We start from the raw sequence: 23,738 nt of genomic DNA on the forward strand, positions 1-23,738 counted from the left end.
ACTTCAAAAAAACTAAAATTTCTTAGTTCTCAAATTAAACACAATCGAAACACCTCATTAATAACAATCCTTTTTGCCACATTAAGTATAATTCTTTTGTCACATTGAGCGCAGTCGAAATGTCTAACCTCCAAAATCTAAAATTCTAAACCAACCAATATCATAAATCCCAAACCCAGACTTCAAAAAAACTAAAATCTCTTAGTTCTCAAATTAAACACAATCGAAACACCTCATTAATAACAATCCTTTTTGCCACATTGAGCGTATTCCTATTGTCACATTGAGCGCAGTCGAAATGTCTAACCTCCCAAAATCTAAAATACTAAACCAACCAATATCATAAATCCCAAACCCAGACTTCAAAAAAACTAAAATCTCTTAGTTCTCAAATTAAACACAGTCCAAATATCTCATTAATAACAATCCTTTTTGCCACATTGAGCGTATTCCTATTGTCACATTGAGCGCAGTCGAAATGTCTCACCTCCAAAATCTAAAATCCACTCCTATCAAACAGTCCATTTTTATTTCAAATACGCATTAATTTTATCATAAACCAAAGCAGATTCCCACCCCCGATACAACAAATAATCCGCCACCTTTTTTTTCTTCTTATAAACATTAGGTTCCTTAACCTGAGCAATGCGCTTTTGCACCAAGTCATCTAACGTCTGCTCATAATCATCAAGATCAATTTCTTTAAGTGCCACATCCATGCTATACTTAGAAATAGCTCTAAACTTCAACTCACGTACCAACCTGTTTTTACCCCATTTTTTCATCCGAAACTTCCCACGTACAAAAGCCTTAGCAAAACGTTCCTCGTTCAAAAAGTTATGTTCAATTAAGTGTACCGTAATATGATCTATAACCTCAGGGATCATACCCATATCTCTCAACTTTTGCCGCACTTCTTTATGGCAACGCTCTTGGTAAGCACAATAATGCTCTAGTTTTTTTTGAGCCTCCGCTACCGTATAGCTTTTACTTAAATCCATAGATTTCAAAAGTACAATAGAATCCCAAAACAAAAGATAGCGCTGCAACATATAATGCAGTCAAAACCCTAAATAAATAACAATCACAAACCACTAAATGTTAAAACATCGAATTTATCACAATGTTAAATTACCGTTTAACCGATTTATCACACACTTAATAGGTAAGTTGCAAAAACACAATCTCCTATTGTTAATAAATACATAACTTACAAGACATTAACCGAATCTAATATTAGAATACATTTGTCAGTCACTAACCCTCAACTATCCCTATGGTAAAAAACTACGCACTTTCCCTTATCGCCTTTTTATGTTTTGTTTTGTCTGGGTATGGACAGATAGCAACTCAAAGTTTTGAAGTATCTGGTGACACATGGGCGCCTTTAACCTTTTCAACACCCGCTTGTAATATCAGTTCAGACATATGGGATTATTCCACATCCCTTTCTTCCATAAACCCCAATGATGGCAGTCGATTTTGGGGAATCAGAGACTTAGACGGAAATTGTGGTGGCGGAAGTTGGGAAACCATTACATTTCCTAGTTATGATGTTTCTGCATACACAGGTGTAACGATCACTTTCGATTATAATATAATTGCGTTTGATACTGGAGATGATTTAGGCTATGAAATATGGGAAGATGGAGTGAGAACTGCTAATGTTACTAATTTGGATGACAATACAAGTGGATGGAATACTATAACTCATAATGTCAACGACCTAACAACCTCTGTATATTTAATTCTAAAAGCAAAACAAAATGGTGGTAGTGACTATGCTGGTTTTGATAATATTGTATTAAACGGAACACCTACTTCAGGAAACCTAATAACCGTAACCCAGGCAACAGGCGGTACTATTTCTCCAAGTACAACAGTAGTAGATGATGGAGACGATCAATCTTTTACAGCAACACCAGACGCGTGTTACACCTTTACAAACTGGGTTGTAGATGGCTCCAATGTAGGCAGCACAACACCTTATACATTTACTAATGTTACCGCAAATCACACAATAACAGCAGTTTACACCCAAGACACAAATAACATTACAGCATCCGCAGGTGCTAATGGCTCTATTAGCCCAAGTGGTAGCACAAGTGTTGGTTGCGGAGATGATGAAACTTTTACTATAACTGCTGATAGTGGTTATGCCGTAGATGATGTTTTAGTTGATGGAGTCTCAGTTGGAGCTTTAACTTCTTATACTTTTAACAATGTCACTGCTGCGCATACCATAAGCGTGAGTTTTACTGTTTATGTAGCTCCTCAAATTGTTATTACTGAATTTGCAGGAAGTGGTTATGGCGGAAGTTTCAATAATGAATATATCGAATTAGCTAATTTTGGATCAACATCTGTCGATTTATCCGGCTGGACGTTATTATATTATAATGCTTCAACTTTAGAAAGAACTTTAAATTTAACAGGAAGCATAGCCGCTAACTCAGCTTATGTAATAGCAGTAAGAACTTCATATTCTACTATTACTCCAGATTTCGTTCCTTCAACAAGTTTTAGTTTAAATTCAACAGGATATGTAGTTTTAAAACAAGGTTCAACTATAATAGATGAAGCAGGAAGTAGCTCTAATAAATTTGCTGACAATAAAAACTATGAATTTACAGATTGCTCTAACGATAATAAACCTACTGCAAATTGGGATAATTTAGGTACAGGAAATGGAACTCCGGGTGTTGTTAATTGTAACGTCCCAAAACCAGAATTACAATTAGTAGATAACACCGCAACCAACCAAGACTGCGGATTTATTATAGATTACGGAAATATTGCAATTGCTACCACTTCTGATATAACATTTGATATTGAAAATAGTGGCGAATTAGACTTAACAATTTCCTCTTTGGGCATTACAGGCGATTATACTATTGTATCTCCGCTAAGTACTCCATTCACTTTAACAACTGGAAACTCACAAACCGTTACAATTAGATTTACACCATCTACAAACGGAACAAGAAATGGAACATTAACAATTAATAACAATGATGCTGATGAAAATCCTTGTTCTGTTAATCTTACAGGTTTTGGATTCACACCAGCGCCAGAAATTGATATCGAACGTAACACAAGTGCATCAATAGTAAATGGAGCTGCCGCAAGTACAGGAAGGAATACCGTTTTTGCGGCGACTGTAATGGGCGATACTTCGGCTCCAAAAACATACCATGTACATAACGAAGGTACTGCAGATCTAAATGTAACAAGCATCACATCCTCTAATGCGGCAGAATTTGCTATTACATTAAATCCAGGCGTTTCTACAATAGCATCAGGAAACGAGATAGATTTCGAGATTTCATTTTCACCTACAGGTGTTAACTTAAGAACCGCAGTCATAACCATTAGAAGTAACGATGCAGACGAAGATCCATACACGTTTAATGTGCAAGGAAATGGAGATTGCCCTTCTGGAACGCTAACATTTTTACCTGATAACGGACCTGTAGGCACAGTAGTAGACATAACATCGAGCACAGCTAATTTTGGAGGCGCAACCACAGCTACTGTAAATGGTGTGTCAGCAACTGTAACCGTAATTTCTACTTCTGAACTAGAAATCACCATCCCTGTAGGCGCAGCCTCAGGAAGTATTGAAATAACTGATGATTTAGGCTGTTTAAGTACAGAAACATTTACAGTCATTGATCAATTGATTGAAAATTGTGAAGGAAGCACAGGTACCATACCTACCGATCTTTTTATCAGCGAAATAACAGATGCAGGAAGTGGAGGACATACTTATATTGAAATATACAATGGTACAGGCACTAATATAGATCTAAGTAATTATGAGATACGTATTCATAATAATGGGGATCCCATAGCATCATCAACAGTGTTACTAAATACCTATACGTTAAACAACAACAGTATATATCTATTGGCTGTAGGAGGGACTAATGCTACCGATCCAGAAGGGGGGCATACAGCAAACCAAACTAGTGGTGTAGGTGGAATTAACGAAGATGATAATATTAGATTATATTTTGATGATGGCGTTAATCCTGAAGTTTGGGTAGATTTATGGGGAGAAACAACAGGAAACCCGTTTACAGTAGCATCCAATGATTATGTTTACAGAAGAAAGAACTCAGGCATTACAGCACCTAGCACCACCTGGGACACTAATGATTGGGATGGTTTTACACCTATAAGTTATACAGATGTTGGTATTTACGACTTTTCTACTGGCGAAGCACCAACAATAACCTTACAACCATTAGACGCTGACTTTGCTTGTGAATTTTCTGCCAGTTTTACAATTAATGGTACAGAAAGCTACAACGAATCAGATGACACACAAGAATTAGCCTACCAATGGTACTATAATACTCCAGGAACATCTACATGGATAGAAATACTTTCTGGTAACACAAACTACACAGGGCAACAATCAGCAACACTAAACGTCATAGACAGCTCTAGTTTAAATGGTTACCAATACTATTGTCAGTTAAGAGAAAATAGCGCTACCTGTTTCACAGCGTCTAACGCAGTTAAACTTGAGGTCTTCGTTTCTGAATGGGATGGTACAAACTGGTCAACAATACCAACAATTAACAGCGCCGTTATTCTTAATGGAAACTATGACACTTCTATACAAGGCAGCTTCAGCGCATGTCGTTTAATCATTAACAGTGGAAAAACACTAACAATTACAGATAACGAATATGCCGAAGTCTATTACAACGTCACTAACAACGGAACCTTTAACATAGAAAACAATGGATCGTTAATACAAATAGACAACACCAACACCAACACAGGAAACATAAGCATGGAGCGCACAACATCAATACGCAAACTAGATTATGTGTATTGGTCTTCTCCTGTGGAAGGATTTAACACCGATGATGTATCACCAGATTCACCCACTAATAAAATTTACAAATGGAACCCAACAACAACTAACACAAACGGTAGCCAAGGAAATTGGGAATCCGCAGCTAATAACACAATGGATCCTGGCGTAGGTTATATCATTAGAGGTCCAGATGCTTTTGGCACAACACTTACGGATTACACAGCGACTTTCAATAATGGTATACCTTTAAACGGAACGTATAATGTACCTATTTCAAGAGGTACTAATCCCACTTACGATGATTCAGACGCAATTGATGACAACTGGAATCTACTAGGTAACCCATACCCTTCAGCAATAAGTGCGGAAGATTTCTTATTGACTAATACCAACCTAAATGGCTATGTTAATATCTGGACACATGGATCACTACCTAGCACAACCAATACAGACCCCTATTATGAGAATTTCGCTATAAATTATGGAGATGATTATTTAACTTACAATAGTAGCGGTTCTGGATTAGGCCCTAACACATTTGACGGAAATATAGCTGCTGCACAAGGGTTCATGGTTAACATGGTAGATGGATCTGAAGCTACTGAGAATGTAATTTTTAATAATGCAATGCGAGGAACAGGATTAAGCAACGATGGTTTTTATAGAAATGCAAACACTGAAAAACACAGAATATGGCTAGACCTAATACCAGAAGGAGAATCACTAGAACGTATTTTAGTGGGTTATATAGAAAATGCAACAGATGAAGCAGACAGAATGTATGACGCCGATACTGAATTAAGTAACACAAATAACTTCTATACTATGATAGAAAACAAGGCTTACAAAATTCAAGGGCTTCAGTTACCTTTTCAAATTACAGACGTCATTCCTTTAGGTATAAAGACAACAATGGCGTCTAACTACACACTTGGAATACATGCGGCCGATGGTTTATTTGAAACGGATAACCAAAACATATATCTAAAAGACAACACCTTAGGATTTACACACAACTTAAGTACACAGCCCTATACTTTTAGCTTAGATGCCGGTACATTTAATGAGCGTTTCGAAATTGTATTTACACCAACAACATTATCTATCGATGATAATTTTATTAACGCAAATAACATTACTATTACAGAACTACAAAATGGTAATGTGGAGTTTAGAGTTGGAAACCCACACACCATAAAACACGTAGACATTATGGATGTTACAGGACGGATCATCTATAATTTACAAGGTAATAACGCAACTGAAGTTTATGATTTATCTAAACTAAGCCAAGCAGCTTATATCGCTAAAATTACCTTATCTAACGGACAAGTCATTAGTAAAAAAGCCATTAAACAACACTAACTACATTCCTGTAAGAAGCAAGAAAATATAACAACAGAAAATACCAAAAGAGGTTTCAAATCACAATTGAAACCTCTTTTTTTTTGTTACCATAATAAAAGCAATTAAATAGCGAGAACCAATCCAATCTTACGAGAATAGAAAACTCATATTCTTCTGTCATTTCCTTTGTCATTCCTGAGAAATCAGGAATCCACTACACCAAAACAATCAACCAACACAACCGCTTTCTTCGTTTTAAGACAAATCAAAAACATCTATTCGATAAAACTCAAAACAAAAGAAACCCCAGAATAAGAAAATTCACATATTTGTCATTCCGAAGTATAAGGAATCACATAAAGAAAACATGACACCTCCTGTCATTCCTCTGAAGGCAGGAATACACAGTAACACCATAACTTTAAATTAAAAACACTAATTTTAAGTATATCGCAGACACTCCATAGATAGTCCGTAGATACTCCGTACATAAGCCGTAGTCAGTCCGTACCCATGCCAAAATAAAAAAAACGATTACATTATATAAGTTTGAACTAAATAATTCATCCCTTTTGTCATTCCTGCGAAAGCAGGAATCCAATACAGAAACACTAATCATTACTTCTCAAACAAATCCTAAAAACGATACTTTAAAGCCAAAATTAAATTTCTACCAGCAGCCGATAACCCTGAAGAATAAGGTCTATAACGCTGATCTGTTATATTTTCTAAACTTGCCGTAAAACTAAGCTGAGTATTGTACTGATATTGTGTTCGTAAATTTAGCGTGTACCAAGAAGGCGAATAAGGATCTCCATCAGCATCTAAAGCATACAAATAATCTTTTTCAATTTCTGATGGCGATAATTGATTAAATGATAATTCATTATTATAAACTAAAAAAGCATCAAAGAGTAACTTTTTTCTTTCCCAAATTAAATGCGTGCGTCCAAAACTTGGAGCCACATGTCGTATTGGTTCTTCAATTCCATTATTATCTTCTGTACCCCCAATAATATTATACTGCGAACGTAATTTTAAATCCTTTGCAAAATTAATTTCCAGAGCAGCTTCAAAACCATAAATCCAAGCTTTAGAAGCATTTTGCATGGCTTGAACCGTACTTAATTCGCCATTATATACGATTTCTGTTTCTCCGTTTAATTCATAATCTCTTCGAATCAAAGCATTATCTAAAAAGGTATAATACGTCGCTAAGTCTAAAATAACTTTGTTGTTAAAATCTAGTTTCAAACCTAATTCTCCTCCGTAGGCATATTCAGCTTTTAAATCTTTGTTTGGCACAACTACCGATCCAGGTTCAGAATCAAATACCTTACCAATATCATCAATATTCGGAGCTCTAAATGCTGTAGATGCATTTAACTTCCATTGAATCATAGCACTCGGAGACCATGTAATCCCTGCCGTACCCGTTAGTGCACCTGTATTCACTTTAGCCTCATTAAACGGAAGATCTAAAAAAACATTATTCGCCGTAAAATTGGCTTTAGACCAAACTTGATTGTAACGTAAACCCGACTGAAACACAAATTTGGAGTTTGGTTTATATTTAAAACTGGTATAAGCAGCAAAAGATTGCCATGTAGCACCATCTGGATAACGCGTAACATCTAAAACTGTAGAATTAGTGTCTATATTTTGAGCTTCAGCCTCAGAACCTACCTTATTATATAAATATTCTACCCCATAAAACAACGATGTTTTAGAATTGAAACGCTTTTCTAAATCTAAATTAATGGAAATAGCATCAACATTTTCTTCACTTACATATCGTGTGCTAGATCCGAAATCACGATCCATACGACTTTCTTTAAAATTTTGATAAGCTAATGTGGTCTGAATCTTATCATACAAATTAGAACGACTGCTTAATTTAGTCAACTGAAAATTCCCCATAAACCATTGTTGTGGTCCATAATTCCATTCTGCAGAACGCAAATGATCATCTTTATAACGAAGCAACCTATCATATCTTGAAAAATCTGAAGTTGTTGAATAATAAAGTCCTAAATCGAAATCTAAAGTATTTGAGGGCTTATAACGTACCTTTTGCATTAAGTTTATTTGATAGTAACCCGTTGGCGTTTGCACATTGGGATTTGAATTTGCTACAATAACATCCTCTCCGTTTTGTTGTGTAATATATTCGGGCCTTAAATAATCATCCGGTCCATGAGATCCCATCCGTAAATCATCAAAATCAGTATAACTCACGCTACTTAAAAATGCCCATTTTTTGTAACCCAGATTAAAATCTAAATGTCCTGTCTTTTCTTTATTTGCAGAAGCATATCGGGTTAATACATTGGCACTAAATTCTAGCGCATCAGAATTAGATAATTGTGGTTTTTTGGTATAAAAACTCATTACACCACCTATGGCATCACTTCCGTAAACCACAGAACCTGCACCAAGTGTTACTTCGGTATGATGTAAAGCAAAAGGGTCTATCGCAATCACATTTTGAAGGTTACCACCTCTAAAAATGGCATTATTCATACGGACGCCATCAACTGTAATTAAAAGTCGATTGGTAGAAAAACCTCTAATCATAGGACTTCCTCCTCCCATTTGACTTTTCTGAATATAGATATGACCTGTGTTTTCTAAAACGTCTGCACCTGTTTGCGGGTTAGCAAATGCTATGCTTTTAGCATTAACACTAACGATTGTCTGCGGTATATCTCGCTTATTTTGTTCAAACTTTGAGGCCGAAATTACAATCTCATTTAAGCCCTCTACTTTTGACTTAAGATATACAACCCCTTTATTTTTAATAATTTCTGATTTGCTTAATTGCTGACTTTCATATAAAAAATCCTTTAAAAACAGAATTTCATTAGCATCGAAAACCAACAGTGAAGCTTCCCCATTTATATCCGTTAATACAATTTTACTTTGATCAATATTGTATATCGTAATGCCTGGAATTGGAGTATGACTTCCTTCCTCTAAAATAGTTACAGTTTGCCCAAAAGTCAACTGTAACAAAAAGAATAAAAAAATACTATAAGTAATTTTGTGCCTCACTTGCAAACTCATAATTCATATAAAAATCAGAAATAAATAGCCTAATGAAATACCTCGTTAAGGATCTGAAGGGACTTCGGTTTTTTAAAACTCCCTAATTGTAATTCAAAATAATGCAATAACATATTTAAAAATGTTTGCCTTTGCGTTGCATTAATTTTTACGGTATTTAAAGCATCAAAATTTGTGCCTAATAAGCGTTTTAGCAGTATTAAATTTTCACCAGAAACAGAGTAAATACCATGATTAGTAGCTTCAAAAATACCAGATTCTAAATTGAAGAAAGGATAATTATTATTGATGTTTTCAGGCTGAAACCCTAAATAACGTGTTAATTTTAAAAGAAATAAGAGGTGGAAGTTTGAGAACTGATCTTCATTATCTAAATATTGAAGTGCTGCTGCTATAAAGCCAAATAAGTCTTCATTTTTTTCTTCCTCTTTTAACACATTTGAAAGTATTTCGGATAAAAATAATACGATAGAACTTTTATAAATATTAGTGTGAAGAGTTTTATAGATGTAATTAAACTTAACGTCCTTTATATAATGAAGAGACTGATTAGGTTTATAAGTTTCATCGAGTTGAAGCTGTGATAAAACTTGATAATATACGGTTTTAGATAGTCCTTTTTTAGATTTTAAAACACCTCTTAACAAATAACTTACCACACCACGTTGTTCGGTATAGCACTTTACAATAAGATCGTGATCTCTAAATTTTAATTTTGAAAGGACAATGCTGTTGTTTTTTGAAAGCATCTTTTACTTAACTATAAGCACCTTAAGCACTTTGGTTTCAAAAGTATCTAAATCTGAAATTAAGATGACATAAACACCCGTTCTAACCACATTATTAGCGAGGTTTTTACCATTCCATATCGCTGTCCCACCATCGATAGCAAAATTATAATTAGCATTAGACGATCTTAAATTAACACTAGACTGAGCTTCTGCAACTAAATTACCTTCAATATCCGTAATCTTAATATTTACACGCTCTGTAAGTCCTTTAATTTTTACGCCTTTAGTAACATCGTTAAGATCACTAAAACCAAGAATATTGTATTCTGGACGTACAGGATTTGGATAAACAAAAGCATCTTCTAAACTAGATTGTACCGCAGAACCACCAGCTTTAAAAGACAATAAACCTTTTGCTGTAGCGATATAAACAATACCATCATCTTCATTTATAGAAATATCTCTAATCTGATTAGATGGCAACGGAGAATTATCATTCGTAAAGTGATAAATAGTCGTTTGCCCGTCTGGAGACAAATAGAAAACACCAGAATCTAAAGTCCCTATCCATTTATTATTAGAAGCATCAACTTTAATATCGATTATAGATTCACCCTCTAACAATTCTTTTGCAATACCATCCTCTAAAATAATGATAGAACTTAAACTAGGATTGGTATTATCGTAAAACCCAGATGTATTATATAACACTCTCAGTCCATTTGTAGAACCTGTCCATAATTGATTACTATTATCTATAGCCAAACTTAAAAAACGAGAATATGGATCTACATTTTGAGATTCAGAATTAATATTACGTAGCGGGTTTGTTGTTATATTTTCATTATAAGCAATTAATCCATTATCGTAAGACCCAATCCATTTGGTCCCATTATTATCAATCTCCATATCAAAAAAACCTTCTTCTTCACTTGGCGGATCAATCAAATTCGAAAAATCGTAAGACCTCCAAGTTCCAGAACTAGGGTCGTAAGATTTTAACGGACTTTCAATTCTACTAGATATTACCCACAACAACCCACTGCTATCAAAGTCGGTTGCAGAAACTCTTACATCTACATAATCAGGATCTCCCGACACCAATAAAGACTCTAATCCACTATTAGCTTCATTATACAAATTGGTAGCTTCAAAATCATTAATTTCTACCAAACCATTAAAAAAAGAACTAATAAACACCTGATTAGGATTAAATATACTAGGTGTAATCTCATTTAATTCTACAGCATTAAAAAGACTATCAACGGGTATGTCATCCCAAACATCGTTATAAAGATAACTAACCCCCATAGAGGTTAAAGGATATGGATTAAGTACATCAGAGTATTCTCCATAAGTAGCCCAAACCGTATGAGTCGTTGCATTTAATTTAAAAATATTATTATCTATAGGACCACTAGGTTTAATTTGGGTATAAATAGAGGGGGTAGAAATACTATTAGTTAAAACCCCAAAAGCTGCCGTACCAATAAACACCTCATCTTCTAAAACTGTAGCTGAGGTAAAATCAGTATCAAAATCTTCTGAGGGTTCAAAATTTTGTACAAGCTGTAAATTTTCATCATATAAACGCACACCTCCTGTTGTTGAATAAACAAGATTGGAGTCTGTCACATCTGCATCTACAGGTAACAAAGGCAAACTAAATAACCCTATTACTGAAGCTCCATTAATTTCATAAATCATTTTATTACTTCCAACAGAATACATCTTATTATTAATGGCATTCGCGGTATAAAAACTTCCTGCAAAAACAGTTTCCCATTGATTATAATCTATTAAGTTAGGACTCGTTAAATCTGCTTTTTTTAAACCATTCCCATCAATACAAGCCGCATAAATTTCATTATTTAAAATTGAAACTTGCTTAACTGTAACCTGAGAACCTCCACTCCCTATAAAATAAGTATCACCAAATTCTAAACGCTCTAAATCATAAATAGAAATTCCATAATCTGTAGAAATATAGATTAGACCTTCGTTTTCAAAAAAATGATTAATACCTTTATTTGCTGGTGTAATATTTTGTTTATCTAAGATATCTACCACAGTAAATACAGAATTATCTGTTTCAGAATACAATTCTATTAATCCCGTTTCATAACCAATAAGTAAATACTGATAAAACTCACTGTAATAAATTGTGGTAATTTGCTCACCCGATAGACCTTCTACGGAAGAAATAGTCTTAAGCTCATGAGTTAGTGTATTATATTCGAAAACAGCATTTTGTGCCGCTGCAAATATTTTATTTTCACCACTAACAACATCAACAATAGCATTATAAGAATAATGGCTTTGCCATAACGATGAATAATCTTGACTATAACTTGAAGCCGTAAGTCCAAATACAAGGATTAAGATTTTTAAATAAGTGTTAGACATTAGTATATTAAGGTTTGCTCAAATATATTTAATACTAACGATAATTTTGTCTGATTCATATATTATATATAAAAAAAAGCTTCTGCGAAAACAGAAGCTTTTAATTATGAGACCGATTTTATTAGACAACACCTTGCGCTAACATAGCATCTGCAATTTTAACAAAAGCAGCAATATTTGCTCCTTTTATATAATCTATAGAACCGTCTTTATTTTCTCCGTATGAAACACAAGATTGATGAATAGCTTCCATAATAGCTTTTAAACGTGTATCAACTTCTTCTTTAGACCAGCTTAAACGAAGTGAATTTTGACTCATCTCTAAGCCAGAAGTAGCAACGCCTCCTGCATTTGAAGCCTTACCTGGCGCAAATAACAATTTAGCTTCTTGAAATACTTGAATAGCTTCTGGTGTTGAAGGCATATTAGCACCTTCTACAACACAAATACAGCCATGACTTACTAACTGTTTTGCTTCATCTCCATTTAATTCATTTTGAGTCGCACACGGTAAAGCAATATCACATTTTACAGACCAGGGTCTTTCCCCTACAAAATACTTTGCTTTAGGGAATTCTTCAACATAATCACTAATACGACCACGTTTTACATTTTTCAGTTCTTTTATATAACCTAATTTTTCTGTATCAATACCTTCTTCATCTAAAATATACCCACCAGAATCCGATAATGTAAGCACCTTAGCACCTAATTCAATGGCTTTTTCTGCAGCAAACTGTGCGACATTACCAGAACCAGACATAACTATACTTTTACCTTCTAATGTTTCTTTTTTAAGCTTCAGCATATTTTGAGTAAAATAAACCACTCCATAACCCGTAGATTCTGGTCGCATTAATGAACCTCCCCAAGTTGGTCCTTTCCCTGTTAGAATCCCGGTAAACTCATTTTTTAGTTTTTTATAAATTCCAAACATATAACCAATCTCTCTTCCACCAACACCAATATCACCTGCCGGAACATCAGTATTTGGACCTATATGCCTGTATAATTCACTCATAAATGCTTGACAAAAACGCATTATTTCTGCATCTGACTTTCCCTTAGGATCAAAATCAGCTCCTCCTTTTCCTCCACCCATAGGAAGTGTTGTTAAAGCATTTTTAAACACTTGTTCAAATGCTAAAAACTTTAAAATACTTGCATTTACAGAAGGATGAAAACGTAGACCTCCTTTATAAGGTCCGATTGCAGAATTCATTTGAATCCTATAACCTCTATTAACTTGTATTTCGCCTTTATCATCTACCCAGGTAATCCTAAAAGAAATTAACCTTTCAGGCTCAACCATTCGTAAAAGAATATTTTTACCGTTATACACTTGATTATTTGATATGTAAGGGATTAAAGATTCTGCAACTTCATGAACAGCTTGTAAAAATTCAGGCTCATGACTATTTCTCACCTCTACTTTAGCTAAAAAATCGTCTATTTCTTTTTTCATTTAACTATAATTTAATTTTGAAATTAACTATAACATTGAACATTTCTAAATATTAATCTATATTTGGCAAAATATTTAGGATAAATTATTCTAAGAATATTTTAATATATTGTACCCTTATTCTTTTAGAACAAGACAAATATCAATTTTATTATTATAATCTTCTAAAGATATTTATTCCTAATGAAACAAGATCAAATTTTATCAAAAAACCGAAAAAATAAACATTTAATCGGGTTTGCTTGCTAATTTATCGGGTTTACATATATTTGCTTGGTAAGCGCTTCAATTTTAGAATTACATGACACTAAGAATAAAACAATTACTCTTTGCTTTAGCACTAATATTATCTGTGCAATTTAGCTATTCGCAGATAGGCTTTTCTAGTGAGATTGGTATTATAGCTGGTCCTGTAGCTTACCAATCTGACTTTGGAGAACGTTACGATTTCGGCACAAATTCAGGTAACGTTGGTTTTGGTATTGGTATTGTTTACTACATGAACTTTGATTATATCGCCAACTACAGCCGATCATTCAGAAATAGTTATTTTAGAGATCACTTTAAAGTACGTGCAGAATTATCTTGGAACAAAACAACACTTGATCATTACGGACAGTGGGCAGATAAGAATAGTGTTGCCGGTGAAAAATTAAGAGCACATTCTGGAGAAGCACAAAATTTGAATTTAGGCGCACAATTAGAATTTTACCCTAGGAGTCTTAAATCTTTCGCATACGGACGTAGAGGTGGTGATAAATTTGCTCCTTTTATAAGTTTGGGAGCACAATATGTAGCATTTAGCCCTAGTGTTACAACAACTTACGGAGATCAAAACATATATAATGCAGATAATTTCTATCCTGGTTGGGAACCTGGATCGATAACTGACGAAAACGGATCTACACTTTCTATCGTAGGTAGTGTTGGTGTAAGATATAAACTGACTACACTTTCAGATTTAATGATTGATTTTAGAGTTCAAAGCTTTTTTGATGATAAAACAGATGGTTTAGATCATCAATTAGCATCTAACAAAACGAATGACTGGCTTGTTTGGTTAAACTTTGGGTATATTATTTACTTGAACTAAAAACTCACTTTACAATATTAAAAAAGCCAAATCATATGATTTGGCTTTTTTCATTTTTATAACTGGTTGTAGAAATTAACTTCCGATAGCTTGCCCTAAATCACTAAGCAAATCGTCTTCATCTTCAATACCTACACTTAACCGAATCATAGAATCTACAATACCTGCTTTTTCACGTTCTGCCTTAGGAACACCAGCATGCGTCATACTTGCCGGATGCCCCGCTAAAGATTCTACACCACCTAAAGATTCTGCTAAAGTAAAAATCTTCAAGTTCTCAACAATCTTAATAGCTTCTTCATAGTTATTTCCTTTGGTAGTAAATGACACCATACCACCAAAACCTTTCATTTGTAATTTTGCAATATTATGGTTCGGGTGATTTGTAAACCCTGGCCAATACACATTTTCAATTTTAGGATGATTCGCTAAATATTCAGCAACAGCTTTAGCGTTTTCACAATGACGTTGCATACGGACATGCAACGTTTTTATTCCTCTTAAAGCCAAAAAAGCATCTTGAGGCCCACAAATAGCACCACTTGCATTTTGAATAAAATATAAACGGTCTGCCAAATCTTTGTCCTTAACAATTAAAGCTCCCATTACCAAATCACTATGACCACCAAGATATTTGGTCGCTGAGTGCATTACAATATCAGCCCCCAAATCTAAAGGCTGTTGTAAATAAGGCGTAGCAAATGTATTATCTACAGCAAACCATATTTTATGCTTTTTTGCAATTTTAGCAGCACCTTTAATATCTATAATATTTAACATTGGGTTGGTTGGCGTTTCTACCCAAATTAATTTTGTATTAGAATTGATATAATCTTCAATAGCTTCAACGTTATTCATATTCACGAGATGAAAAACAATACCAAAATCTTCAAATATCTTAGTGAATAACCTGTAGGTTCCTCCATATAAATCACTTGTAGAAACCACCTCATCACCTGGTTTTAACAATTTTAAAATTGCATCTATCGCTGCTAATCCCGATCCAAAAGCTAAGCCATAAGTCCCATTTTCAATACTCGCTAAAGATTGCTCTAAAGCATGACGCGTAGGATTACCAGAACGCGCGTATTCAAACCCTTTGTGACCTCCAGGTGTAGATTGCGCAAAAGTTGATGTCTGATAAATAGGAGGCATTACAGAACCATAAGCTGCATCTAGCTCTTGACCTCCATGTATTGTTTTTGTATTGAATTTCATACTTGTATATTAAAAATTTTAAATGCTTCAACCTTTTTAATCAAGTTAAAAAAATAATGAATGAAGCCACACAAAATTAAAAGATAATTCGCTGTATTAAAAAGTAAACAATACCTTTATATCATGTTTAACAAAACGAAAATGACCTTGAAATACATATTCCCTTTTATAATTGTCTTAGTACTTTTTAGTGCTTGTGACGAAGCGGTAAAACCATTAGAGTTTAAGACGCACAATATTGATACAGCATACGAAGCTAATATCACTGTGGCTTTTGACGAAGCTGAAAAGAATAAAGCGCTAAGTGAAACTGTAAATAAAACAATAGAAAACGCAATAGTTGAAACTGTAAATTCATCAGACAAGGATTCTGATCTAGAAACAGTATTAAAAAACTTTAATGATGAATACTTAAAGTTCACCTCTGATTACCCAGATGTAACTGAACCAGTATGGGAATTAAATATCGAAACAGAATTAACCTACCAGTCTGAAGATGTTATTACAATAGCAATTAGCACTTACGAATTTAAAGGTGGTGCTCATGGTAATGACCAGGTAAAATTATTAAACATTGACACTAAAACAGGTCAAGTTTTAGACATAAATGCAATAATCAACGATATTGATGGTTTTACAAAGCTTTCCGAATCTGAATTTATAGCCTCTTTAAAAGAAGATGACGACAACATTACTATTGAAAATTTCTTCTTTGGAAAACCTTTTCAACTCCCAGAAAACATAGGATTCAGTGAAGAAGGTTTAATATTAATTTACAACGTTTACGAAGTTACTTCTTATGATTTAGGTTATACAGAGTTTATGATTCCGTTTGAAAAAGTAGAATCGTATTTAAAACTTCATTAATTTTTACCGCGTGTTAATCGTCTAATTAAAGGCCCAACAGTTAAACCCTGACCTATAATTGACACCACAACCACAACGTAAGTTATAACGAGGAATAATTCTCTATGCATATTTTCAGTTAAACTTAAGGCTAATGCTATAGAGATTCCACCTCGTAATCCGCCCCAAGTCATAATTAAGTTTGTTTTAGGCACAAAATCTAAACGTCTTGAGAAAAACTTTATGGGTATAAATAACGAAATATAACGACACATTAATATAATAGGTATCGCTAATAAACCGGCATAGATAAATTTACCATCTAAGGTTAAAACTAACATTTCCATACCTATCATTACAAACAAAATAGTATTAAGTAAAACATCTACAAGTTCCCAAAATTTATCTACATAAAGCTCTGTTGTTTCAGACATGGCTGAATTACGAACCGTATCATTACCTACAATTAAACCTGCTGTAACCATAGCTAAAGGTGCAGATAAATGAAATTGATGTGCTAACATTGTTCCTCCCATTACTGCCGCAAGTGTTACAATAACTTCAATTTCATAACTATCAATAGAACGCATGAGTTGATAAGTAATCCACCCCAACAATAAACCTAAAACAATTCCTCCTATAACTTCTTGCCCAAATAAAGTTGCGATATCTGATAACTCAATAGCCGCATCTGGTTTAGCTGCAATCGCAAAAATGGTTAGAAACACCACAACACCAACACCATCATTAAACAATGATTCTCCAACAATTTTAGTTTCCAATTTTTTTGGTGCTCCTGCTTTTTTCAAAATACCCAAAACCGCAATTGGATCTGTTGGAGATATTAATGCACCAAATAACAAGCAGTAAATAAAATCAATATTTAAACCCATTATTTGCAGCACATAAAACATTGCAATTCCGACTAAAAATGTAGAGACCAAAACACCTAAAGTTGCAAAAGCTAAAATGGGCCATCGCTGTACTTTAAGCTGATTAAAATTAGTATGTAAAGCACCTGCGAACAAGAGGAAACTTAGCATTACATCAAGCAAGACCGTTTCAAAATCTATCATTGAGATAAATTCTTTTTCTTGTAGTAACAATGTATCATCAAATTGCCCAATAACAACGACAACCACTGTAAACGCAATGGTGATTACCATTAAGCCAATAGTGATTGGTAGTTTTAAAAAACGCTCATTTATGTAACCAAAAAGAGCCGACAAAACGATTAAAATAGTGGTAATTGAATAGTAATCCATAAAACTATAGTGATTTTCTGAGTGCTAAAATATAACCTAAATGCATACCTTCATGAAAATTATTGAATTCAATGGCTTCTTCCACATTATGCAATGTACTTTTCATGCCAACCGTATATTCATAATAGGTTTTAAAAACACCTTTGGTATAATCTTCTTTGGTTTTAAGAGTTATGCCGAAGGTCCAATCCATAAATTGATAATTTTTTTAAATGTAATTAAATTTCATTATAATTAAGGTTAATTTGCATTTTGAAAAATTAGAAATTCACTATTATGAATAAAATATTTTACCTCAGCAGCTGTAGCACTTGTAGCCGAATTATTAAGGAACTTAATTTACCTGAAGATTTTCAACTTCAAGATATAAAGAAAGAACCCATTACAAAGGAGCAAATAGAACAGATGCGAGCTTTAACCGATAGCTACGAAAGCTTATTTAGCAAACGCGCTATGCTATACAAAGAATTAGATTTAAAAAATAAATCTCTAACGGAAGAAGACTATAAAAACTACATTTTAGAACATTATACATTTTTAAAACGTCCTGTAATTTTATTTAAAGATTCTATTTTTATCGGTAATGCTAAAAAAACTGTAGAAGCTGCCAAAGTAGCGATACACGGATAAAACAAAGTGTAATCTTTTTTCACAATAATATCAGCTTCATCAAAAATTGAAACTAATTTGCAAATAACATCTGAAGTTTTTACAACGGTAAACGCTATTCCTCAATCTTATTGGGATAGCGTTAAATGCTGTACCAATATTTACTATTCACCTGAGTTTTTAAAAGCTTTTGAGTCTGCCAACACAGATATTTCTTTTAATTATATTTTCATTTTAAAAAATAAGCAAGCCATTGCCTTTGCAAATACGCAAATTGTAACCATCGGTATTAAAACCATCACTAAAAACATTAGTATGTCTAATAAATTGAGATGTACGGTTAATAACATGTTTTGTAATAATCACATTAAAGTTCTATTCTGCGGGAATGTATTTTTAAGTGGTGAATATGGTACGTTTTTAAAAGATGGTGAGGATAAAATTTCAACCTTTAAAGCTTTGGCTGATGGCGTGAAACTACGGGCTAAAAACACAAAAAAGCTGAGTGCAACTTTTATTAAAGATTTTAAAAATGAATCGCTCCCTATAACCAACCAACTTAAAACTTTAGATTACGCCGCCATGCAAGTGGAGCCTAATATGATTATTACTTTAAAACCAGAATGGTATTCTTTTGAAGATTACACTAAAGCTTTAAAATCGAAATACCGCGTTAAAGCCAATAGAGCAGATGCTAAAAGTAAAAATTTAGAAGAGCTTCTTTTTACTGAAGAAGATATTATAGAACATAAAAACGAGCTTCAAGAACTTTACCAAAATACTATTGCTAACGCTGATTTTAATGCTCAAATTCTAAATTTAGAAACTTACATTCACCTTAAAAAAGCCTTTAAAGACCAGTTTATAGTCAAAGGATATTTTCTAGACCAAAAATTAGTCGGTTTTTTATCAGCAATGCAAAACGACAGACATCTCGATGCCCATTTTATTGGTATCGACTACGATAAAAATAAAGAATTTGCTATTTATCCTCGTATTTTAAATGATTACGTTAGATTAGGAATTACTACAAAATCGACAAAAATTAATCTAGGAAGAACCGCTTCTGAAATAAAAAGCACACTTGGCGCACAACCCGAAGATTTAACCTGTTATTGCAAACATAAAAGATATTTACCTAACCAAGTTTTAAAACCGTTTATTAAAAATGTGCAGATAAAATCTTTTAAGCAACATTCGGTTTTTAAGTAAAAACAAAACCTATGAAATTATAAAAAATCGCATAGGTTTTATATTTATAAATTAAGAAATCTTACATTTTTAATGGCTTTGGTCTCACGCCATGCTTACGCGTATCTTCTTTTGTTAATACCTTAAAACTGTCTGATTTAGGAAATTTATGAGCTAAATCTAACAAAACCTCAGGTAAACCCGATAATTTTCTAGCCTTAAGATCTATCCAACCACCTTGCATTTCGCAATACGCCAAATGGTCTCCTTTATGGTTGTAAAAATTATGTTCAAACATAAAATACATACCATCTTCACTAATACCCGAAACTTCAATTGTAACTGTAATTGGAGTGCCTAAAAAAGATTCTTTAAAATAATACATATGTTCATAGAACACTACAGGACCCACATTATGTTTCATAATTTCTGGCATGGAAAAACCTTGCTCCGTAAAGAAAGACATCCTTGCATGACTCATAAAATTGGTGTAGGCAGAATTTGCTAAATGACCATTAGCATCTACATCGCTCCAGCGAATTTCGAACTGTTTTTTGTACATAAATTTTGTTTCTGTTGTGAATTACAAAGTTATAAAACTACATTAGTTCGCCTTAATTCTCGCTAAACTATTTAATCAAATAATAAAACCATTCAATTTTGTACCTTTGCGCAACTTTAATTGCAATGCTTTAATGATACAATCCATGACTGGTTATGGGAAATCTGTTCTTCAGCTCCCAACAAAAAAGATTTCAATAGAATTAAAATCTTTAAATAGTAAAAGTTTAGACCTCAACGCTCGCATGCCTTCTATGTACAGAGCAAAAGAATTAGGAATAAGAAAACTTATTGCAAACCATCTTGTTAGAGGTAAAGTCGACTTTTCTCTTTTTGTTGAAATCACAGGCGAAGACACAAGTTCAAAAATTAACCAAACCGTAGTTAAGGAATACATTAAGCAACTTAAAGAAGTTGTAGATGGTGATGCTACAGAGCTATTGAAAATGGCCATTCGTATGCCAGATGCTATCACTACAGAGCGTGACGATATTGATGAAGATGAATGGACACTTATTAGTGACGAAATTAATAAGGCCATTGCCAATATCGTAGAATACCGTAAAGATGAAGGCGCAACCTTAAACCAAGATTTTACAGAAAGAGTTGCAACTTTAAAACGTTTACTTGAAGAAGTAATTGCCATAGACCCAGAACGTATTGAAGGTGTAAGAGCGCGTTTAGAAAAAGGCGTTTCTGACCTTAAAGAAAAAGTAGATGAAAACCGTTTTGAACAAGAATTGGTTTATTACATTGAAAAATTTGATATTACCGAAGAAAAAGTACGTTTAGATAATCACTTAGAGTATTTTATAAAAACTTTAAATTCTGAGGATTCTAACGGAAAAAAATTAGGATTTATTTCTCAAGAAATGGGAAGAGAAATTAACACCATCGGTTCAAAATCTAATTATGCTCCAATGCAAAAATTAGTAGTTCAGATGAAAGATGAACTTGAAAAAATTAAGGAACAGCTATTAAATGTTCTTTAACATTAGTAAGCAAAAAAACATTACACTTTGTCAGACATTAAAAACGAAAAACAAGGCAAGCTTATCGTCTTTTCAGCACCTTCAGGATCTGGAAAAACAACCATAGTTCGTCATTTATTAAAACAGCAAGACCTAAATTTAGAGTTTTCTATTTCAGCAACATCTAGAGAAAAGCGCGGTAACGAAATTCACGGTAAAGACTACTACTATTTATCTTTAGAAGAGTTTAAAAACCGAATAAAAAACGATGATTTTCTAGAATGGGAAGAGGTTTATAGAGACAATTTCTATGGTACCTTAAAAACTGAAATCGCTCGTATTTGGGCACAAGGAAAACACGTTATTTTTGATATTGATGTTTCAGGCGGACTTCGTATTAAAAGAAAATTTCCAGATCAAACAATTGCTATTTTTGTTAAGCCACCAGATTTAAATGAATTGGTAAGACGCTTAAAAGAACGTGGTGAAGAAAGTGAAGACAAAATAAGCATGCGTGTTTCTAAAGCACCTGCAGAATTAGCAACTGCTCCACTTTTCGATGAAATTGTCATCAACTCTAATTTAGATGAAGCTTTAGCAAATGCTCATAAACTAGTTGCAGATTTTATAGCGAAATAAGAATGAAGGTCGGTTTATATTTTGGTACGTTTAACCCTATTCATATTGGGCATCTCACTATTGCCAATCATTTAGTTGAGCATAGCGATCTAGATGAAATTTGGTTTGTGGTAACGCCTTTAAGTCCTTTTAAAAAGAAAAGTAGCTTACTAGACAATTACCAACGTTTAGATATGGTTCACTTGGCTACAAAAGACTATGATAAACTACGCCCGAGTGATATAGAATTTGGATTAAAACAACCCAACTATACCATTGACACTTTAACATATCTTTTTGAGAAACACCCAAACTATGAGTTTTCTCTCATTATGGGAGAAGACAATTTAAAGAGTTTTCATAAGTGGAAAAACAACGAAATAATTTTAGAAAATCATAGTATTTATGTGTATCCTAGATTATCGGAAGGCAAGGTTGTTAACGAATTAAAAGATCATCCTAAGGTTATAAAAGTTGAAGCGCCAATTATGGAACTTTCCTCTACTTTTATTAGAAATGAAATTAAAGCAGGAAACAATATTAGACCAATGCTCCCTAATGACGTTTGGAAACTTATAGATGAAATGGGGTTTTATCGTTAGTATAATGTCATTCTAAACAGAATAACAGCCATTAAAAATGATAAAAAGCATCTTCATAATGCGTTATTTTTTCAGTTGTTTTATTCTTTAATACGGCTGTAATATCAAAACGAGTTTCTAGATCAATAGCATTGCTTGTAATATATTCATCCATTGCTTTTACCAACAACTTAATCTTACTTGGTGTTACAAACTCTTGTGGATCTCCAAAAAAATCAGAATTTCGAGTTTTAACCTCTACACAAACCATAAAACCATTGTGTTTTGCTATAATATCTATCTCTGCTTTTTGAAACACATAATTTCGCTCCACAATTTCATATCCTTTTTTAATAAGATAATCCGTTGCCAATTGCTCTCCTAGTTGACCAAGTTCATTGTGTTCTGCCATTATTCCTGAGAAAGTAAGAATCTAAATTTCGCAAATTTTAGATTCAAAATTAAAACCTTGTACTACGCTTATATGTTCTTAAAGATAAGCAATTAAATAGTTTGAGTCAAAACCTCTTTCTTTCAAGCACATAAAATAATACAATTAGTCCTATCTTTAATTTAATTTCAAAATTGATAAAATGGCGAGTCATGTTAAGTGTCCTAATTGTGGTGTCTACAATACAAATGAAGAATATTGTACCCAATGTAATACGCTTTTGTCTTATAAAAAAAGACGCGAATTAACCTTTGCTCAAGACAAAAAAGACCGTTTAGAACGCGAACGTCTTCAAAATGAAGCTTCCCCTTCTTTCTATGAAAAGTACAAAGACCATAAATTTTTAATCGTGCGCGTTTTTGTGAAAATCACACATTCTATTTGGCTAGGTTTTATGGCTATTGGTGTATTTATCGCTTGGCTCATTACAGCAATTGCAGCATAAAGATCAAGAAATGATTAAATAAATTCTGTGTGAGCTTTAG

19 protein-coding genes are annotated in these 23,738 nt (G+C 33.5%); 9 read left to right on the top strand and 10 right to left on the bottom strand.

The window, feature by feature from the left end:
* Positions 1 to 527: 527 nt before the first annotated feature.
* Positions 528 to 1,001: a regulatory protein RecX gene (locus H0I32_RS06995; protein WP_179312421.1), complete on the bottom strand. Its 474-nt coding sequence runs from the start codon at positions 999 to 1,001 to the stop codon at positions 528 to 530.
* Between the two features lie 275 nt (positions 1,002 to 1,276).
* On the opposite strand from H0I32_RS06995, the gene H0I32_RS07000 reads away from it, so the two are divergent.
* Positions 1,277 to 6,199: a choice-of-anchor D domain-containing protein gene (locus H0I32_RS07000; protein ID WP_179312419.1), complete on the top strand. Its 4,923-nt coding sequence runs from the start codon at positions 1,277 to 1,279 to the stop codon at positions 6,197 to 6,199.
* Positions 6,200 to 6,817: 618 nt separating this feature from the next.
* Here the strand turns inward: H0I32_RS07000 and H0I32_RS07005 are convergent.
* The 4 genes from H0I32_RS07005 to gdhA form a co-directional block, all read right to left on the bottom strand.
* The gene (locus H0I32_RS07005; RefSeq protein ID WP_179312417.1) at positions 6,818 to 9,247 is read right to left on the bottom strand and encodes a TonB-dependent receptor plug domain-containing protein; all 2,430 of its coding nucleotides are present in this window, start codon (positions 9,245 to 9,247) and stop codon (positions 6,818 to 6,820) included.
* A 29-nt stretch (positions 9,248 to 9,276) separates the two neighbouring features.
* Positions 9,277 to 9,996, bottom strand: a complete 720-nt coding sequence (gene recO, locus H0I32_RS07010; RefSeq protein ID WP_179312415.1) for a DNA repair protein RecO — start codon at positions 9,994 to 9,996, stop codon at positions 9,277 to 9,279.
* Positions 9,997 to 9,999: 3 nt separating this feature from the next.
* Complete coding sequence (locus H0I32_RS07015; RefSeq protein WP_179312413.1) at positions 10,000 to 12,384, bottom strand: ABC transporter substrate-binding protein; 2,385 nt, start codon at positions 12,382 to 12,384, stop codon at positions 10,000 to 10,002.
* A 121-nt stretch (positions 12,385 to 12,505) separates the two neighbouring features.
* Entirely contained in the window at positions 12,506 to 13,849 is a 1,344-nt protein-coding gene (gdhA, locus tag H0I32_RS07020) for an NADP-specific glutamate dehydrogenase (RefSeq protein ID WP_179312411.1), read from the bottom strand.
* A 301-nt stretch (positions 13,850 to 14,150) separates the two neighbouring features.
* Here gdhA and H0I32_RS07025 point away from each other — a divergent pair, with 301 nt between their 5' ends.
* Positions 14,151 to 14,942 carry a THC0290_0291 family protein gene (locus H0I32_RS07025; protein ID WP_173589470.1) on the top strand — a complete coding sequence of 264 codons (792 nt, stop codon included), beginning with the start codon at positions 14,151 to 14,153 and terminating at the stop codon, positions 14,940 to 14,942.
* A 75-nt stretch (positions 14,943 to 15,017) separates the two neighbouring features.
* Here H0I32_RS07025 and H0I32_RS07030 read toward each other — a convergent pair whose 3' ends face one another.
* Positions 15,018 to 16,160: a cystathionine gamma-synthase gene (locus H0I32_RS07030; protein ID WP_179312409.1), complete on the bottom strand. Its 1,143-nt coding sequence runs from the start codon at positions 16,158 to 16,160 to the stop codon at positions 15,018 to 15,020.
* A gap of 147 nt (positions 16,161 to 16,307) precedes the next feature.
* Here H0I32_RS07030 and H0I32_RS07035 point away from each other — a divergent pair, with 147 nt between their 5' ends.
* On the top strand, positions 16,308 to 17,027 hold the full coding sequence (locus tag H0I32_RS07035) for a DUF3298 and DUF4163 domain-containing protein (RefSeq protein ID WP_179312407.1): 720 nt from the start codon (positions 16,308 to 16,310) through the stop codon (positions 17,025 to 17,027).
* On the opposite strand, the gene H0I32_RS07040 is transcribed toward H0I32_RS07035, so the two are convergent.
* Both H0I32_RS07040 and H0I32_RS18070 read right to left on the bottom strand, forming a co-directional pair.
* Positions 17,024 to 18,271, bottom strand: coding sequence for a cation:proton antiporter (locus H0I32_RS07040; RefSeq protein ID WP_173589467.1), 1,248 nt, complete (start codon positions 18,269 to 18,271; stop codon positions 17,024 to 17,026). The two genes, H0I32_RS07035 and H0I32_RS07040, sit on opposite strands and share 4 nt — an antisense overlap.
* A gap of 4 nt (positions 18,272 to 18,275) precedes the next feature.
* Positions 18,276 to 18,464, bottom strand: coding sequence for a DinB family protein (locus tag H0I32_RS18070; RefSeq protein WP_246293552.1), 189 nt, complete (start codon positions 18,462 to 18,464; stop codon positions 18,276 to 18,278).
* A gap of 83 nt (positions 18,465 to 18,547) precedes the next feature.
* Between H0I32_RS18070 and H0I32_RS07050 the strand changes: the two genes are divergently transcribed.
* Positions 18,548 to 18,901 carry an arsenate reductase family protein gene (locus tag H0I32_RS07050; RefSeq protein ID WP_179312405.1) on the top strand — a complete coding sequence of 118 codons (354 nt, stop codon included), beginning with the start codon at positions 18,548 to 18,550 and terminating at the stop codon, positions 18,899 to 18,901.
* Between the two features lie 57 nt (positions 18,902 to 18,958).
* Positions 18,959 to 20,092 (top strand): hypothetical protein, encoded by a 1,134-nt coding sequence (locus tag H0I32_RS07055; protein ID WP_179312403.1) that lies wholly within the window; start codon positions 18,959 to 18,961, stop codon positions 20,090 to 20,092.
* A gap of 61 nt (positions 20,093 to 20,153) precedes the next feature.
* Here H0I32_RS07055 and H0I32_RS07060 read toward each other — a convergent pair whose 3' ends face one another.
* Positions 20,154 to 20,633 (bottom strand): acyl-CoA thioesterase, encoded by a 480-nt coding sequence (locus H0I32_RS07060; RefSeq protein ID WP_179312401.1) that lies wholly within the window; start codon positions 20,631 to 20,633, stop codon positions 20,154 to 20,156.
* Positions 20,634 to 20,766: 133 nt separating this feature from the next.
* Here H0I32_RS07060 and H0I32_RS07065 point away from each other — a divergent pair, with 133 nt between their 5' ends.
* The 3 genes from H0I32_RS07065 to nadD are packed head-to-tail and all read left to right on the top strand — an operon-like array spanning position 20,767 to position 22,823.
* The gene (locus H0I32_RS07065) at positions 20,767 to 21,624 is read left to right on the top strand and encodes a YicC/YloC family endoribonuclease (RefSeq protein ID WP_179312399.1); all 858 of its coding nucleotides are present in this window, start codon (positions 20,767 to 20,769) and stop codon (positions 21,622 to 21,624) included.
* A 27-nt stretch (positions 21,625 to 21,651) separates the two neighbouring features.
* Positions 21,652 to 22,242, top strand: coding sequence for a guanylate kinase (gene gmk / locus H0I32_RS07070; RefSeq protein ID WP_179312397.1), 591 nt, complete (start codon positions 21,652 to 21,654; stop codon positions 22,240 to 22,242).
* A gap of 2 nt (positions 22,243 to 22,244) precedes the next feature.
* Entirely contained in the window at positions 22,245 to 22,823 is a 579-nt protein-coding gene (gene nadD, locus H0I32_RS07075; RefSeq protein WP_179312395.1) for a nicotinate (nicotinamide) nucleotide adenylyltransferase, read from the top strand.
* Positions 22,824 to 22,854: 31 nt separating this feature from the next.
* Here the strand turns inward: nadD and H0I32_RS07080 are convergent, their stop codons facing one another.
* The gene (locus H0I32_RS07080; protein ID WP_173589460.1) at positions 22,855 to 23,214 is read right to left on the bottom strand and encodes a YraN family protein; all 360 of its coding nucleotides are present in this window, start codon (positions 23,212 to 23,214) and stop codon (positions 22,855 to 22,857) included.
* A gap of 181 nt (positions 23,215 to 23,395) precedes the next feature.
* On the opposite strand from H0I32_RS07080, the gene H0I32_RS07085 reads away from it, so the two are divergent.
* The gene (locus H0I32_RS07085; RefSeq protein ID WP_179312393.1) at positions 23,396 to 23,698 is read left to right on the top strand and encodes a hypothetical protein; all 303 of its coding nucleotides are present in this window, start codon (positions 23,396 to 23,398) and stop codon (positions 23,696 to 23,698) included.
* The last annotated feature ends 40 nt before the right edge of the window (positions 23,699 to 23,738 follow it).

This window comes from Winogradskyella sp. HaHa_3_26, from assembly GCF_019278425.1.
GTDB classification, from domain to species: domain Bacteria; phylum Bacteroidota; class Bacteroidia; order Flavobacteriales; family Flavobacteriaceae; genus Winogradskyella; species Winogradskyella undariae.